Origin of the sequence: Hyphococcus flavus (assembly GCF_028748065.1) — a bacterium.
In the GTDB taxonomy this organism is placed as follows: domain Bacteria; phylum Pseudomonadota; class Alphaproteobacteria; order Caulobacterales; family Parvularculaceae; genus Hyphococcus; species Hyphococcus flavus.
The window spans coordinates 2,432,215-2,445,490 of sequence record NZ_CP118166.1 but is presented as its reverse complement, the minus strand read 5'-3'; the positions used below and the strand labels follow the sequence as shown (position 1 = coordinate 2,445,490).

At 53.9% G+C, this 13,276-nt stretch carries 16 protein-coding genes; 2 read left to right on the top strand and 14 right to left on the bottom strand.

Annotation, left to right across the window (positions count from 1 at the left end; translation table 11 throughout):
* Nucleotides 1–41: 41 nt before the first annotated feature.
* On the top strand, nucleotides 42–419 hold the full coding sequence (locus tag PUV54_RS11685) for a PilZ domain-containing protein (protein WP_274492425.1): 378 nt from the start codon (nucleotides 42–44) through the stop codon (nucleotides 417–419).
* Between the two features lie 3 nt (nucleotides 420–422).
* On the opposite strand, the gene mmsB is transcribed toward PUV54_RS11685, so the two are convergent.
* The 14 genes from mmsB to PUV54_RS11615 form a co-directional block, all read right to left on the bottom strand.
* On the bottom strand, nucleotides 423–1,313 hold the full coding sequence (mmsB, locus tag PUV54_RS11680) for a 3-hydroxyisobutyrate dehydrogenase (protein WP_420797875.1): 891 nt from the start codon (nucleotides 1,311–1,313) through the stop codon (nucleotides 423–425).
* 27 nt (nucleotides 1,314–1,340) lie between these two features.
* A complete protein-coding gene (locus PUV54_RS11675; protein WP_274492423.1) occupies nucleotides 1,341–1,895 on the bottom strand; it encodes a hypothetical protein in 555 nt (184 codons plus the stop codon).
* Between the two features lie 81 nt (nucleotides 1,896–1,976).
* Complete coding sequence (locus PUV54_RS11670) at nucleotides 1,977–2,651, bottom strand: SDR family oxidoreductase (protein ID WP_274492422.1); 675 nt, start codon at nucleotides 2,649–2,651, stop codon at nucleotides 1,977–1,979.
* 61 nt (nucleotides 2,652–2,712) lie between these two features.
* Nucleotides 2,713–3,771 carry an enoyl-CoA hydratase/isomerase family protein gene (locus tag PUV54_RS11665; RefSeq protein WP_274492421.1) on the bottom strand — a complete coding sequence of 353 codons (1,059 nt, stop codon included), beginning with the start codon at nucleotides 3,769–3,771 and terminating at the stop codon, nucleotides 2,713–2,715.
* A 1-nt stretch (nucleotide 3,772) separates the two neighbouring features.
* A complete protein-coding gene (locus PUV54_RS11660; RefSeq protein WP_274492420.1) occupies nucleotides 3,773–4,063 on the bottom strand; it encodes a DUF1330 domain-containing protein in 291 nt (96 codons plus the stop codon).
* An 11-nt stretch (nucleotides 4,064–4,074) separates the two neighbouring features.
* Nucleotides 4,075–5,223, bottom strand: a complete 1,149-nt coding sequence (locus tag PUV54_RS11655; protein WP_274492419.1) for an isobutyryl-CoA dehydrogenase — start codon at nucleotides 5,221–5,223, stop codon at nucleotides 4,075–4,077.
* A 5-nt stretch (nucleotides 5,224–5,228) separates the two neighbouring features.
* A complete protein-coding gene (locus PUV54_RS11650) occupies nucleotides 5,229–5,876 on the bottom strand; it encodes a DedA family protein (RefSeq protein ID WP_274492418.1) in 648 nt (215 codons plus the stop codon).
* A gap of 389 nt (nucleotides 5,877–6,265) precedes the next feature.
* Nucleotides 6,266–7,132 carry a TolB-like translocation protein gene (locus tag PUV54_RS11645; protein WP_274492417.1) on the bottom strand — a complete coding sequence of 289 codons (867 nt, stop codon included), beginning with the start codon at nucleotides 7,130–7,132 and terminating at the stop codon, nucleotides 6,266–6,268.
* 61 nt (nucleotides 7,133–7,193) lie between these two features.
* Nucleotides 7,194–8,120 (bottom strand): TolB family protein, encoded by a 927-nt coding sequence (locus PUV54_RS11640; RefSeq protein ID WP_274492416.1) that lies wholly within the window; start codon nucleotides 8,118–8,120, stop codon nucleotides 7,194–7,196.
* A 150-nt stretch (nucleotides 8,121–8,270) separates the two neighbouring features.
* A complete protein-coding gene (locus PUV54_RS11635; RefSeq protein WP_274492415.1) occupies nucleotides 8,271–8,648 on the bottom strand; it encodes a GFA family protein in 378 nt (125 codons plus the stop codon).
* The gene (locus PUV54_RS11630) at nucleotides 8,645–9,094 is read right to left on the bottom strand and encodes a VOC family protein (RefSeq protein WP_274492414.1); all 450 of its coding nucleotides are present in this window, start codon (nucleotides 9,092–9,094) and stop codon (nucleotides 8,645–8,647) included. Before PUV54_RS11630 ends, PUV54_RS11635 begins: the two co-directional genes overlap by 4 nt.
* Nucleotides 9,095–9,099: 5 nt before the next feature.
* Nucleotides 9,100–10,593: a CoA-acylating methylmalonate-semialdehyde dehydrogenase gene (locus PUV54_RS11625; protein WP_274492413.1), complete on the bottom strand. Its 1,494-nt coding sequence runs from the start codon at nucleotides 10,591–10,593 to the stop codon at nucleotides 9,100–9,102.
* A 193-nt stretch (nucleotides 10,594–10,786) separates the two neighbouring features.
* Nucleotides 10,787–11,287 carry a hypothetical protein gene (locus tag PUV54_RS11620; RefSeq protein WP_274492412.1) on the bottom strand — a complete coding sequence of 167 codons (501 nt, stop codon included), beginning with the start codon at nucleotides 11,285–11,287 and terminating at the stop codon, nucleotides 10,787–10,789.
* A gap of 122 nt (nucleotides 11,288–11,409) precedes the next feature.
* On the bottom strand, nucleotides 11,410–11,862 hold the full coding sequence (locus tag PUV54_RS11615; RefSeq protein WP_274492411.1) for a hypothetical protein: 453 nt from the start codon (nucleotides 11,860–11,862) through the stop codon (nucleotides 11,410–11,412).
* Nucleotides 11,863–12,296: 434 nt separating this feature from the next.
* On the opposite strand from PUV54_RS11615, the gene PUV54_RS11610 reads away from it, so the two are divergent.
* Nucleotides 12,297–13,274 carry a calcium/sodium antiporter gene (locus PUV54_RS11610; RefSeq protein WP_274492409.1) on the top strand — a complete coding sequence of 326 codons (978 nt, stop codon included), beginning with the start codon at nucleotides 12,297–12,299 and terminating at the stop codon, nucleotides 13,272–13,274.
* Nucleotides 13,275–13,276 lie beyond the last annotated feature (2 nt).

The window sequence follows — 13,276 nt, the reverse complement described above, 5'->3', positions numbered from 1 at the left end:
TGCCTGGCGAGACCCGCCCGGCGGGCGCGATTTGGTGTTTAATGTTAGGGAAGAAGAAAAAAGAGCATATCTCAAACCGGCTGGCGTCGATAACAAGCTCGGCGCCAAAGGTTTCCGATGTTCGTATTCCCGAGCCGAAAAAGCGCGGCCCGCCGGAACGCGCCAAACGTGAGCCGGTGTTCCGGCCCGGAAAACTCTATATCAGCAAATCGAACTTCCTTCGCTGCGTGATCCGCAATGTCAGCGATAGCGGCGCTTATGTGCATATCGAAGGCGTGCATCCATTGCCGGAAACGGTTGTGCTTCGCTTTGATCAGACCGGGGTCATAAAAAAAGCGCGCGTCGCCTGGCAGAACGAAATCGAAGCCGGTCTGGAATATCTAAAAGACATGACGCCAAGTGATGCGCCTAAAGGCTGATGCCTATAGGTCGCCACGCACCAGTTTCATGATACCCGAAAAATCGAGGTTGTCTTTTCCTGCAGCTTCCATCAGCGCATAGAGCGCTTCTGACTGCGCGCCGAGCGGCGTTGACGCTTTTGCCTTATGCGCCGCTTCCTGTGCAAGACGCATGTCTTTCAGCATCATGCCTGCCGCAAAGCCCGGTTGATAATCACGGTTTGACGGCGCATTCGGCACTGGCCCCGGCGCCGGGCAGTAACTTGTCATCGACCAGCACTGCCCGGAAGCAGTTGACGAAATATCGAAGAATGTTTGCGCGTCCAATCCGAGTTTTTCCGCCAGATTAAACGCCTCGCAGGTGCCGATCATCGAAATGCCAAGCAGCATATTGTTGCAGATCTTGGCGACCTGTCCATTGCCGGCAGCGCCTGCGTGGAAAATGTTCTTACCCATTGCTTCCAGAACCGGCCTGGCGCGCGCAAACGCTTCGTCATCGCCGCCGACCATGAACGTCAGCGTACCGCCTGTCGCCGCCGCAACGCCGCCGGACACAGGCGCGTCGACCATGGCGAAACCTTTGTCTGTCGCGGTGCTGATGACAGCGCGTGCAGAATCGACATCGATAGTTGAAGAGTCGATGAGCAGCGCACCCTCTTTTGCATTTGCAAGAACGCCATAGCCTTCGGTGTAGACCGACCGCACATGCGCGCCGGCGGGAAGCATGGTGACGACCACATCGGCATCTTTCACTGCGTCGGCGACGCTGTCGCCGCGCTTGCACCCTGCTTCTACAGCGCGGTCAATCGCGCCGATGGAAAGGTCCGTCGCGGTTACCTCATGGCCTGCCTTCGCCAGGTTCGCGGCCATGGGGCCGCCCATATTGCCAAGGCCGATAAATGCAATGCTGGTCATAGACACCTCTTTTATAGAGGTGTCTTGTTATTCGACCCGTTCGTAGGTTGCAACGAATTTCAGAGGCCAATGGTCAGGCGCTTCGCCAGTACGATTCAGCCGCGTTTCCCAGCGGATACGATCCGGCCCTTCCAATGAAATCACGCTCCAGTTCGTCGATCTGCGTCCGTCCGGAATTCGCATCGGATCGCCAATCATTGAAAAGCCGTTTTCGCCTTCGTCCAGTTTAATTCTAAAATGCGATTTCTCAGGATAATTACCGAACAGGGATGTGAGTTGAAATTCTCCAGCAAGGTTATTGTAGGAATAGTAATTTACATAATGACGCGTCTTGCCGTTGCTAGCGCCCTCGCAATGACACGCGATATAGCGCTCATCAAGCGCACTTTCACATATCATCTCGCCTTCTTCGCGATATTCAAATCCGGCTATTTCTGTCGATTCATCTACAAATCGCCACTTGCCCAAGAGAAAATCCAAATCGGCAATTGAATGTTCTTTGTCTTCAGCGGCGTATGTTGGGAACAAACAAAGAAAGGCGGCGACAAACGCACAAGCGACACCTCTGACAAAGTTTTTCATTTCTAAGCCTCTAAAAACAGTTTGATATAGCTTAGACAGGAATAATCGTCGTGCACAAGTATTACGATTATGAATATTTTCTCACCAAGGTATTTCCGCGCCGTCATACGCCAGCAATCTTGGCGATGGCGTAACAGGCGACTGGTCAATGAGCGCACGCAAGCCTTTTACGCTTTCATCAGGTTTGATGAGCGCGTTCGGCCCGCCCATATCGGTCTCCACCCAGCCCGGATGAAAGATGCTGACGGCCACCCCCTCTCCCGCCAAAGCAGCCGCAACGACTTTGCCGGCCATGTTCAAGGCAGTTTTCGAAGTGCGGTATGCGATGGCGCCGCCGGACGCATCGCCAATCGAGCCCATCTTGGATGAGATGAACGCTATTTTTCCTTTTGCGTTTTTCACATGCGGCGCGAATGCTTCGGCCGTTGCAACAGAGCCATAGACATTTACGTCCAGCACGCTTTTCCAGACATCGTAATTATAATCACCAAAATCGCCCTCACCGCGTCCGCCTACACCGGCATTGACAACGAGGATGTCGATCGGTTCGGCAAGGTCCGATGCAAGCGATACAATAGCGGCGTGATCGGTAACGTCGAGGGCATGAATGAAAACATCGCCTTGAACGGTATTTAATTCACTCGCCTTGTCAGGGTTGCGGCAACAGGCATGCACTTTCCAACCGTCTCGTGCATATTGCTTTACAAATTCAAGACCAATGCCGCGATTGGCGCCAGTGATAAGCACTGTAGACATCCAGAAACCCTTCAGTTGAGAACTACCGCGCAACAATAGCGCGCGCAGTCGTTTTGATTATTTAAGGCAGGACAAGTTCAGGGTCGCCAAGATCATCAAAATAGCGCTGTAAATCGCTTTCGCTGATTTCAGAAAGCGACGCCGGCGACCATTTTGGGTTTCGATCTTTATCGAGAATTTGGGCGCGGACGCCTTCGAAGAAATCATGGCCTTCCATCACTCGGCACACCATGCGGAATTCCATTTTCATATTGTCATCGAAATCGAGATTATGGCCGCGTTTCATCTGTTCAAACGTCAGCACCAAAGATGTAGGCGACATACGCGATAAAGTTTTAAGCGTTTCCGAGGCAAAGTCCCCACCATCTTTTTCAAGTGATGCAAGCAAGTCCTCCAACGCCTCATGCCCCTGAAACAGACGCGCTATCTCCGGCCGCATGTCATTCACCGGCGCATGACCCGGGTCGCCCGCATAGGTATCAAGAATTGTTTCGATATCAGCATGCGCATGATCGCCAAGTTTGGTTTTCAATAATGCTGCTTCCAGTTCAGCATATTTATCCGCTGGCGCGTAATGCGTCGCAATGCCCGCCGCCATACAGTCGGCAGCTTTCGCCCGCGCGCCGGTGAGCGCATAATAAAGCCCCAACCCGTCATGAAGGCGCGGCATGAAATGCCCGCCGCCGACATCGGGAAACAAGCCTATGCCTGTCTCCGGCATGGCGAACAGTGTCGCATCGCCGGCGACACGAAAATCACCATGAACGGAAATACCGACGCCGCCGCCCATGACAATGCCGTCAATCATTGCAACATAAGGTTTCGAATAATGATAAATAAGCGAGTTGTTGCGATATTCTTCGCGGAAAAATTCCGACGCATGCGCAGGATCTTCCTTCGCCGTATCGTGGAGCCAGCGAATATCGCCACCCGCGCAAAAAGCGCGATCACCGGCGCCCTTCACCATCACCGCTTTGACTGATTTGTCGCCTGACCAGTCGTTTAACTGGGCGCGCATGGCCTTGACCATGTCCCAGTTCAACGCGTTCAAGGCCTTTTCATTATTCAGGGTGATGACACCCCAGTCGCCGGTAGTTTCGAAAAGAATTTGATCCGTCACGTCACTCGGCTCCTTCAACAATCAGTATGTCCCCTTCAGAATTTGCCTGGCGAATTTTCGCAGCAGCCTGGTATTCCGGCGAGTTATAGCAGGCTAGCGCTTTTTCATAGCTTTCAAACTCAACCACCACATGCCGCGAACGCGCTTTCCCCTCAACACTATCGAATTTGCCGCCGCGCACGATAAACTTTGCCCCGTATTTTTCATACGCTGGCTGAGCGGCCTTCATGTAATTCGGATAATTCTCGGCATTACTCACATCCACATGACCGATCCAATAGCCTTTGGCCATCACGTCACTCCCTAAGCTTGATATTCTTTCAACATGTCTCTGGCGACGATAAGGCGCATGATTTCGTTGGCGCCCTCAAGAATTTGATGCACGCGCACGTCGCGTAAATTCCGTTCCAGCGGATAGTCTTTTAAGTAACCGTATCCGCCATGCATTTGCAGCGCGTCATTGACGATATTGAATCCGGTGTCGGTGACAAAGCGTTTCGCCATGGCGCAGTGACGCGTTGCGTCCGGTGTTTTCCGGTCAAGTTTCCACGCGGCCTGATAGAGCATCACCCGCGCAGCCTCGAGCTCCGTCGCCATATCGGCTAGCTTGAATTGCAAAGCCTGTTGCTGGTTGAGCCGCTTGCCGAACGCCTGGCGTTCATTCGTATAGTCCAGCGCGGCTTTCAACGCACCGTTCGCTGTACCGAGCGAGCATGCCGCGATATTGAGGCGGCCGCCATCCAGTCCCATCATGGCGAAACGGAAGCCTTCGCCTTCTTCGCCAATACGATTCGCAACCGGGATACGGCAATCCTCGAAGGTGACGATGGCGGTCGGTTGAGAGTGCCAGCCCATTTTTCGTTCTTGCGCGCCAAAGGAAAGTCCCGGCGTATCTTTCTCAACAAGCACCGTCGATATGCCCTTGGGGCCGGGCTCTCCTGTCCGCACCATAACAACGTAGAGGTCAGATGTTCCGGCCCCTGAAATGAATGCTTTTGAGCCGTTCAGCACATAATGATCGCCGTCCTTCACCGCTTTTGTTTTAAGCGCCGCCGCGTCAGAGCCTGAACCCGGCTCCGTCAGGCAATAGCTTGCGATCAATTCCATTGACGTGAGTTTGGGGCACCATTTTTTACGCACATCGTCAGCACCGAACCTGTCGATCATCCAGGTGCACATGTTGTGGATCGAAATAAAAGCCGCCGTCGATGTGCAGCCTTCCGACAAAGCTTCGAAAATCAGCGCCGCATCCAGCCGTCCCAATCCGGAACCGCCGACATCTTCTTGCGTATAGATACCTGCAAGCCCAAGCTCTGCTGACTTTCGTATCACATCAACGGGAAAGTGCTTCTTCTCGTCCCATTCCGGCGCATGTGGGGCCAGCTCGTCGGCGGCGAAGCGCCGCGCCATTTCCTGAATGGCTTCCTGTTCTTCGGTCAGCGCGAAGTCCATCGCTGCTACTCCTTCTTATTGTCGTCCGTTTCGGCTGTTTCGTATGGCGTATCGTCAAACCCCGGCATGTCAGGCATGGGGTGGTCTTGTTCTTCGGACAATGGCGTCATCGGGCCCGCTTTGTTGTTGCGATGGGTAACCCATCGATAGGCAACGTAACAAGCGAGTATCAAGACAGCCATCACAGGCAGCCAGATTTTGGCCTCTTCTCCCGCAACGGCGCCCACCGAGTGAAAGAGAGCAAACATAATCGCCACATAAAGCGTGGCTGTCGCCGTGAGCGTCAGAATATATTTCGCGTATTCAGCTTTGAAAAAGCCCGCCGCGATATAGGCCGGAATTCGCGTTCCCGGCACAAACCGCGCCGTCAACATGGTCTGCATGAATTCCTTGTTGATGAGATCGCCCGCGATCGACACGCCCGGCTTTTCTGCAAACCGGTGCGCCCATTCGTACCGTCTAGCGAGCCTGCCCATCCAGTACTTCCACGCATCAGAGCAAACGAGGCCGGTCAGTACGGCCGGCAAAATCAAGGCTGTGGGCGCTGCGTCATGGAGAGACGCCGTAGCGGCGCCGATGACGGCAATATCTTCCTGGATAAAGGGCGTAAAAAAGATGGCCGCGTAAAGCGCCCATCCCGTTAACATCGCCATTTCCCCAGCCTCTAGTCCGAACAAGTCATGACCCCGTGAATTCAGCGCTCATTACGCAAGCACGCCAGTGTTCGCCACGTCATAGTCGCCTTTATCTGCCATGAAAACATGTAGCGCCAGATGAAATGGAGCGCCTGCCTGACAGGCGGCTTAAGCCGGAGATGTCAGGCTAATCAGCACGCTACGAAATCAATATACTCGCGGTCTGCTGAAGACAGCCAAAAAGGCTGACGCCGCGCCTCTGGATACTTTCCAAGGTGCGGCGCTCTAAATATTAGCCAATAGTCGCGTTGTAGCGGCTCAATTCAAGATAAAATCGCCGCCACTATGGGCAGAGGCCCCGCGAATGGCGATCAAAGTCAAGCCTCGCCCGACTGGACGCGTTTTCACTACTCTAATTTAAATACGTCGCCGGCAACACATGCGGCTGGAAGATGATAAATGCCAGAATTCACTTGCGCATCTTGGGCGCTGGCGCGCGCGGGACGACTGGACCAATAAAACTCGCCGTGAAAAAGCCGCGCCCCGTCTTCGTATCCTGACTTGTTCACGGGCTCGCCAAGAATGCGCGCATCACTCCATTCTCCATCGCGCCTGGTGGAAACATAAATGTCATCACCGCCCGCGCCCGACTTTCTTATGGAGCTGAACAATAGCGTATCGGTTTCGCCGATGTATGCACTGGGCCAGGCGCCGTCAGTTGTATTGATCCGACCTTTCATCTTCTCAACAACATAGCCATTGCCATCGATTGTTGCGCGATAAAGATTCCATTGTCCGTCCCGGTCGGAAGAAAAGAATATTTCTCCATTTCTGCCGAAGACTGCGCAGCAATCGTTTTTATCGCTATTAATCGGTTCGCTTAAATATTCGGCCTCACCGAAACGCCATGCGTGACCTTCTAAAGCTGCCGAAACGCGCCAAATGTTCCAGTTGCCTTCCGGTGTGACATCACTTTGCCGGGTTGATGTGAATAATGCGCTTTCATGATCTGCAGAAAATGCAACTCCAGCGTCATAAGGGCCAGTTGAGAACGACGTCTTTTCGATCGCCCATTCATCGCCTTCGACCACTGCCGAATAGACAGAAGAAACGGAAAAATCAGGCGCAACGCGCGTAAAAATCAACGCGTCTCCTTCTTCCGAGATCCAATCAAGGCCTTCATGGGCGCCGTCAGTGGAGATCATGTTTGGCAAAAAAAGATTCGCCTGAAGGCAAGCCCCGCTCAAGGCGGCGGCAATAACGATAAGTGACATGTGCAATAACCTTTTCCTATGCAACCAGCAGTCAAAATTGACCGGTTCTGCTCAGGAATAGTCAGCGTGCACACCCGCCTTCACCGTTCAATCGGACACGGTATACGCCATACCGCTCACTTCTGATAGAGTTGAAGTAAATAAATCGTCCATCGGGAGAAAAGAACGGATAGCCGTCTTCGTAGTTGTTGCTGGTTATTTGACGGACCGAATTATCTTTCAACGCAAGAACAAAGATGTCCGTAGCTCCGCTTTGGTCCTGGTTCCGATCCGATGCAAAGACGATCCTGTCGCCCGACGGAGACCAGCTCCCATACGTGTCATTTGTCCCCTCACCGAGAACCTGGGTGATGCGCCCTGTAACCATATCAATCATGCTCACGCTATGGTCTCCTGAACCATGGGAGCTCAGGAATAATATCTTTTTATCGTCCGGTGAGAATTGCCCGTGTGCGTCATATTCATCACGTTCGGTCCAGCGTCTGATATCGCTTGTCTCTTTTTCGTATGTATAAATTTCTGACTGGCCTGACCTGAAAGAATTAAAAAGGATCGTTTTTCCATCAGAAGAGTAACTTGGCAGCCAGTCCGGCCTCTCGTGCGGAGCAATCATGGCGATCTCTCCCGTATCACGTCTATATTCAAGAATATCCGTGGCACCGCCCTCTCCGTAATGTGCGGTCACGAGAAGATTGCCATCAGGTGAAAATGAAGCGCTGTTGTTCAAATCTGGAATGTTCTGTTTATCGCCGGTTTTGAGATTGAGCAAAAACATGCCCATTTCTTCATCGCGGCTCCATCCAATTGAGATTTGCTCGCCATCTGGTGAAAGCCCGTCAAACTGATAATGATCGGCGTCGCCAGCAACGGCGATATGCTCTATCAGACAGCCGCCCGGGTCGGTTGTCGCTGTGAAGTGGTACGCAGTTTCTTGTGCGCATGAAACGGAAGAAAAAATAACGGCTGCCGCCAGGCTGATCTGCTTCACGAAACGCTCCGGAAAATTCATTCGAGCCTGATTATCGTATCAGCCAAAAAGCTGTATAGAATGAAGCAAGCGCTTTTGCTCTAAGCTGTGATAAGGCTTATGCTACCTTCTACATAGCTTATTTGGATTAGAGACAATTGCAGGCTAGGCCTATGCAATCTCGTAGTAATCGCCCTTGTCGTCCTGAAAAATATGCTCGCCCTGGTAAAAATCCGTCGGCGCATTAACGGTGCCCGCGGCGATAGCAATACGCTCTTTGCGGCCTTCAATCTTATCGCCATGCCAGAACAGCGCCGAGCCACATTCTCGGCAAAAGCCGCGGCGCGCCGCGTCAGAGGATCGAAACCAGCGGAGCCGGTCCATGCCTTTTGTAATTTCCAACTTATCGAACGCCGCGTTTACGGAGGCCCATAGATGGCCGCTCCATTGGCGGCATTGCCCGCAATGGCAGACAATCACATCCTTGCGGTCTGCCTCGAAAATATACTCGATGGCGCCGCACATGCAGCGGCCGGTTTTCTGCGTCATGACTGTTTCGCCATTTGTGCTTCAAATTCGCGCGCTGCTTTTTCAATCTCACCGGGCGGCAGAACTTTCCGATGGGTCGACACCCACCAGATATTGCCCTGCTTGTCTTTAAAGCCACCATCATATTCGCCGTAGAACTGTTCCATCGGCTTCATGATTGGCTCCGCACCGGCGGCGACCGCCTTTTCGAAAGTCGCATCAGCGTCCGCCACATGCACATAAATGAACCCGGGAATTTCATGACCTTCCGGTGGCGCGTTGAACATGATGTTCGTGTCGCCAATTTTGACTTCTGCATTCCATAAGGAGCCATCGCCGCGCATCAGCGGCTCGCCGACGACTTCTCCGCCGAACACTTCACTGACGAAATCCATAGTCTTCATAGCGTCTTTCACCATGATGATCGGCGTAACGACGGAGCGGTTAGGTGATTTCCAGCTGGTCATAAGACTTATCCCATTGTCGGAATAACAAACTCCGAACCCTGAACGTCTTCCGGCCAACGCTGGGTGATCGTCTTGATCTTGGTCCAGAACTTGACGCCTTCCGGTCCATGCTGGTTGGTGTCGCCGAACCCCGAACGCTTCCAGCCGCCAAATGTGTGATAGGCGACCGGCACGGGGATCGGCACATTAACGCCAACCATGCCGACATTCACTTTCTGGGCGAATTCGCGCGCTGCGGCGCCATTGCGGGTGAAGATCGCAACGCCATTGCCATACTGATGCTCTGAGGGAAGCCTTGTCGCTTCTTCAAAGTTTTCAGCACGCACGATTTGCAGAACGGGCCCGAAAATTTCTTCATCGTATGACTTATGACCTGGCTTGGCCTTGTCGAGCAACGTGCCGCCCATGAAGAACCCGTTCTCATAGCCCTGCAGAGAGAAATCCCGACCGTCGACCACAAGGTCCTGTCCCTCATCCACCGCCATTTGTATGTAGCTGGCCACACGGTCGCGATGCGCCGCTGACACAAGAGGTCCTAGATCTGAATCCTCCGACAGCGAAGGACCGATGCGCAGGCTTTCGACTTTCGGCTTCAACATGGAGATCAGCTCATCCGCTGTCCCCTCGCCCACGGGCACCGCCACCGGCGTCGCCATGCAGCGCTCGCCCGCCGACCCGTAAGCGGAACCGATGAGCTGGTTTACGGCGTTTTCCATATCCGCATCGGGTAAGATAATCATATGGTTCTTGGCGCCGCCAAACGCCTGGACACGTTTGCCGTACTTGGCGCCGCCGGCGTAAATGTAGTTGGCGATGTCTGACGAGCCGACAAAAGAGATCGCTTTGATGCGCGGGTCTTCGATGATGGCGTCTACAGCTTCCTTGTCGCCGTTGACGACGTTTAGCACTCCTCCTGGCGCGCCGGCTTCCATCATCAGCTCAGCTAAACGCAACGGTACAGACGGATCTTTTTCAGACGGTTTGTTGATGAACGTGTTGCCGCAGGCGATAGCGACAGAGAACATCCACATGGGGATCATCGCCGGGAAGTTGAACGGCGTAATACCTGCAACAACGCCGAGCGGCTGGCGCATAGAATAAACGTCAATACCGGGCCCGGCCGCTTCGGTGTATTCGCCCTTTTGCAGATGCGGGATGCCGCAAGCGAATTCCACAACCTCAAGACCACGCTGCACGTCACCGCGCGCATCCGGCAGGATTTTGCCATGCTCTGACGAAAGCATTTTCGCCAGATTGTCCATGTCCTTTTCGACAAGCTCTTTGAATTTGAACATGACCCGCGCCCGGCGTTGGGGGTTTGTCGCCGCCCAAGCGGGGAAAGCCTTTTGCGCCGCATCGACCGCTTTGGCCATTTCATCCCGGCTCGCCAGCGCGACCTGAGACTGCACTTCGCCGGTTGTCGGGTTGAAGACATCGTGCAAACGGCCGCTCGTACCTTCGACTGCCTCGCCGTTGATGAAATGTCCGTGGATGGTCATGGGGTTGTCCTCGCCAAATTATGCTCGCTCACACGCCTGACGACGCCGGGAGCTCTTGAATTTGGCGCGAACCTAATCGCAGCAGAGCGGCTCGGCAAGCGGCGCGGTTTTCAGCCTGCGCACGTCGCTTGCAGAGTTGATATCCGCTTAAATCGCCTCAATGAAAGTATAAAGCTGCGAGTTTGCTCAAGAACTACTCAACAAGCTTTAAGGTCGGTTCGACCTCAACAGCCAACCGGCCGGTAGCCGCGCCGATGACGTGAGTAATGGTCGTTCCATCATCGGCGAGCGGCGCGGTGACCGAACGGAACAATAATCTGCGACCGTCGCACAGGATTAACGTGTCTTCCCGAAAATGCGGCGCTTCACCCGCTACCGCCGCATAGACATCGGCTGTCGCCTTATCGAGAACCGTGAGCGTCCAATCATCTTCGCCGCTCAGATGTACATCTGAAAGTTTGGCGAGCCGGTCACCGATAAAAATAAAATACGGGAACCCGACGCTTTTTTCGAGGTCAACAACAAAGAGCCAGTCCTGATCCTCGCCGAAATCCATCTCCTGCATCGCCGCCCAGCTTGGGAACTGTCCGCGCGCCGCGCGCGCCCACAGATCAACAAGACGCCGTGTTATACGCCGGTCTCTGGCCGGCGCTTCGGCAACTTCTCCAAACAGTTCAGCAACATCGCTAAGCATTTCGCCCCCGCGTAAAATTTAAGCCCTTCAGAACCTGAACTCTACGACAGGGTCGTAAGCTGACGATTTTTTCCGGACGGGTAATTTTGTTAAAATTGTTCACGATTTGACATGGGGCCGGATCAAATCCCCTTGCCTTTAGCGGCGCCAAAGACATGACTCACGTCGCGGCCGTTCTCCGCCACCGGCAGCAGGATGGTCCGAAAGGCGATCCGGCGCCCGTTATCCAGCCTCGTGACAGCATCATAATTGACGGGTTGCCTCGTCAGCGCCGCTTCGTCGATCTTGCCAATCGCCGTATCAAGCAAGGTTTTTTCTCGTCGCGGATCGCCCATAGGGTAAAGCGTTGAGTAACGCGACAGCTCATCTCCCATGAAAACGAAATATGGCAGAATGTCTGAAAGGCGCAGGTCCACCGCGAAACAATAATCGCGATCAAGCCCCAGATTGAGGTTTTCTATCTCACGCAAGGACGGAAGCCGCCCTCTCGCCAACGTAGCCCACTTCTGGCGTATCCGCTCGGTCAGGCGCCGTTCCGTGACCCTGACCGGCTTTTCCAATACTTCGCTGTGCATAAGCCCGCCCTTTTTGAACCCGCCAAGAGCCTAATGACCGCCGTGTGAAAAAGTGGTTTGTCCGACCAGAGCGTTTTATCCAAAATTTGAGGTGTATTCTCACTTTGCGGACGCCTGATTGGCCCGCATGTCAGGGGGTGACGCCCGGCGCGAGCGCCCCTATAAGATGCCAGCTACGAATTAGAGGGGTTTTACCATGGGTCCAGGATGGATGGCAGTCGCGGCCATTGTCGTTTTTGTTCTCGTTTTTGCGCTTTTGAATCTTCTGGAAAAAGGCAGCATTGACTGACGCTTGCCGGGAATCAGCCGCAGGATTTTCCAGACAACGGTCTTCAAGTCAGCAAGCGGCTTCCCATATCGTCATATATTTCGCTGGAGAACGCCATCAGCTCTAGGCGCTCCGTTTTGAACCGCTGCATAACGCAAAGGCTTGTATGATCCCGGAGATCGTCCACCAAGTCGCATTCCTAATTCTTGGCCTCGCCATTTTGTTGGTCGCCGGCGACATGCTGGTGCGCGGCGCGGTCAATCTCGCCGCCGCGTTGAATATCCCCGCCCTGATCGTCAGCCTTACGATTGTCGCGTTCGGGACATCCGCACCGGAAATGGTCGTTTCGGTTCAAGCCGTCATGAGTGGTAATGACGGCATCGCGCTCGGCAATATCATCGGCTCGAACATTGCGAATATTTTCCTCGTGCTCGGATTACCCGCGCTCATCTATCCAATCAGCACGCATGTTCTTGGCTTGCGCCGGCATGCAGCATTCATGATGCTCGCCACCGGCGCATTCGTAGCCGCTGCATACGGGCCTGGGTTTATCGACACGACCATTGGCGCCGGCCTGTTCGCGGGCATCATTGTTTATGTCGCGTACATGTGGATTCGCGCGAGTATTTCCAAAACATCGGAGCCTGTAATTGACGAAGTCGAGGAATATCAATCCTCAAACGGCGTCACGATGAAAACCATCGCCTTCCTTGCAGCAGGCCTGATCGGTTTGCCGCTTGGCGCGCACCTTCTTGTGAGCAACGGCGCAAGCCTTGCCGCCGGACTTGGCGTCAGGGAAGAAATCATCGGATTAACGATTGTCGCTTTTGGAACGTCGCTGCCGGAACTGGCAACTGTTATGGCCGCCGCTTTTCATAAAAAGGCTGACGTCGCCATTGGCGGCGTTGTCGGGTCGAATATTTTCAACCTTCTCGCCGTTGGCGGCGCGGCTGGCCTTGCCGGTACGGCGGTGTTCGATCCGGAATCCCTGCGCGCCGATATTCCAGTAATGGTGTTGGCTTCGGTTGCAATTACGGCTTTCATACTGACAAGGCGTGATGTCGGGCGTCTATCCGGCGGCCTGTTCTTCCTCGCTTATGTCGGGTTTCTTTTCCTCATCACCGTTTCTTCCGGGGGACTTTGATC

Bases quoted from the DNA above. Each gene is read 5' to 3' on its own strand.
- PUV54_RS11685 (WP_274492425.1), top strand. From the start codon at position 42: ATGTTAGGGAAGAAGAAAAAAGAGCATATCTCAAACCGGCTGGCGTCG.
- mmsB (WP_420797875.1), bottom strand. From the start codon at position 1,313: ATGACCAGCATTGCATTTATCGGCCTTGGCAATATGGGCGGCCCCATG.
- PUV54_RS11675 (WP_274492423.1), bottom strand. From the start codon at position 1,895: ATGAAAAACTTTGTCAGAGGTGTCGCTTGTGCGTTTGTCGCCGCCTTT.
- PUV54_RS11670 (WP_274492422.1), bottom strand. From the start codon at position 2,651: ATGTCTACAGTGCTTATCACTGGCGCCAATCGCGGCATTGGTCTTGAA.
- PUV54_RS11660 (WP_274492420.1), bottom strand. From the start codon at position 4,063: ATGGCCAAAGGCTATTGGATCGGTCATGTGGATGTGAGTAATGCCGAG.
- PUV54_RS11655 (WP_274492419.1), bottom strand. From the start codon at position 5,223: ATGGACTTCGCGCTGACCGAAGAACAGGAAGCCATTCAGGAAATGGCG.
- PUV54_RS11650 (WP_274492418.1), bottom strand. From the start codon at position 5,876: ATGGCGATGTTAACGGGATGGGCGCTTTACGCGGCCATCTTTTTTACG.
- PUV54_RS11645 (WP_274492417.1), bottom strand. From the start codon at position 7,132: ATGTCACTTATCGTTATTGCCGCCGCCTTGAGCGGGGCTTGCCTTCAG.
- PUV54_RS11635 (WP_274492415.1), bottom strand. From the start codon at position 8,648: ATGACGCAGAAAACCGGCCGCTGCATGTGCGGCGCCATCGAGTATATT.
- PUV54_RS11630 (WP_274492414.1), bottom strand. From the start codon at position 9,094: ATGACCAGCTGGAAATCACCTAACCGCTCCGTCGTTACGCCGATCATC.
- PUV54_RS11625 (WP_274492413.1), bottom strand. From the start codon at position 10,593: ATGACCATCCACGGACATTTCATCAACGGCGAGGCAGTCGAAGGTACG.
- PUV54_RS11620 (WP_274492412.1), bottom strand. From the start codon at position 11,287: ATGCTTAGCGATGTTGCTGAACTGTTTGGAGAAGTTGCCGAAGCGCCG.
- PUV54_RS11615 (WP_274492411.1), bottom strand. From the start codon at position 11,862: ATGCACAGCGAAGTATTGGAAAAGCCGGTCAGGGTCACGGAACGGCGC.
- PUV54_RS11610 (WP_274492409.1), top strand. From the start codon at position 12,297: ATGATCCCGGAGATCGTCCACCAAGTCGCATTCCTAATTCTTGGCCTC.